This window comes from Microbacterium sp. HMWF026 (assembly GCF_003061325.1).
Lineage (GTDB): Bacteria > Actinomycetota > Actinomycetes > Actinomycetales > Microbacteriaceae > Microbacterium > Microbacterium testaceum_E.
Window position 1 is genome coordinate 1 of record NZ_QAJB01000097.1, and the last position, 1,275, is coordinate 1,275.

The window sequence follows — 1,275 nt, forward strand, 5'->3', positions numbered from 1 at the left end:
ATCCTGGTCGGCGCGCTGTACAACCCCACCGACCGGCTCGACAACATCACCGCCGCGATCGTCAACGACGACAAGGCCGTCGAGCTGAACGGTCAGCTCGTCCCCCTGGGGCGTCAGCTCACCGGCGGTCTGGTCAAGGGCGCCGACGATCAGCCCAGCAACATCGACTGGGTGATCTCGAACGACGACGACGCCGCCGCGGGGCTGAAGGACGGCACATACACCGCCGTCGTCACGATCCCCGAGAACTTCACGGCCGCCTCGCTGTCGACCCGCCCGGGCGAGACGCCCGAGAAGGCGACCATCGACGTCCAGACGGCTCCCGACGCCCGCGTGGTCGACGGCGCGATCACCGCGCAGTTGGCATCCACCGCCTCCAGCGTGTTCGGGGCCGAGCTGTCGTCGCAGTACCTCACGAACGTGTTCCTCGGTTTCACCACCCTGAGCGATCAGCTCGGCACCGCGGCGAGCGGCGCGCATCAGCTCGCCGACGGCGCCTCGCAGGCCGCCGACGGGGCCACCGCCCTGAAGGACGGCCTGGGCCAGCTCTCGACCGGCGCGTCCGGTCTCGCCGACGGGGCTTCGCAGCTCGCGGCCGGCGCCGCCCCCCTCGCCGACGGGGCGACGAAGCTCGCCTCGGGCGCGAGCGCTCTGGCGACGGGAACACGGGATGCCGCGGCAGGGGTCGACAAGCTCGCGACCGGCGCCGACGGCATCGCCGCGGGCAACCAGCAGCTCGCGACGCAGATCAACGGGCTCGCCGACCAGATCCCCCCGAGCTTCGCCACCGACGCGCAGAAGCTCGCCGACGCCGCCCCGCAGGTCAACACCGCCCTGGTCGATGCCGCCGCCGCCCTGCAGAAGGCCGCCGACGAATGCACCGGCACCGCCGAGCAATGCCAGGCGCTGCGCGACGCCGCGGACGCCGCGAACCGCGCCCTGCCCCAGGCGACGCAGACGGTCGCGCAGATCGGCTCGCTCGCCGGCCAGGCCGCGCAGCTGCCCGCCGGCATCCGCGCCATCGCCGCCGCCAACCAACAGCTCGCCGACGGCGCCACGGGCCTCGCCGGGGGTGCGCGCGAGGCCGCGACGGGACTCGGCACGATCGCCGGCGGCATCGACGGCGTCGCCGGTGGAGGAACGCAGCTCGCCGACGGGGCGCGGCAGTTCGGCAGCGGCGCGCAGGCGCTCAGCTCGGGCGCCGCGCAGCTGGCATCCGGAGTCTCCCTGTCCGAGGACGGCGCGGCGCAGCTCGCCGACGGCGTGGGCCAGGTG

1 protein-coding gene is annotated in these 1,275 nt (G+C 74.4%); it reads left to right on the top strand.

The genetic code is table 11. The features are described from left to right. Positions 1-1,275, top strand: a 1,275-nt coding sequence (locus DBR36_RS04770; RefSeq protein WP_181373477.1) for a YhgE/Pip domain-containing protein, incomplete at both ends; no start/stop codon positions are given.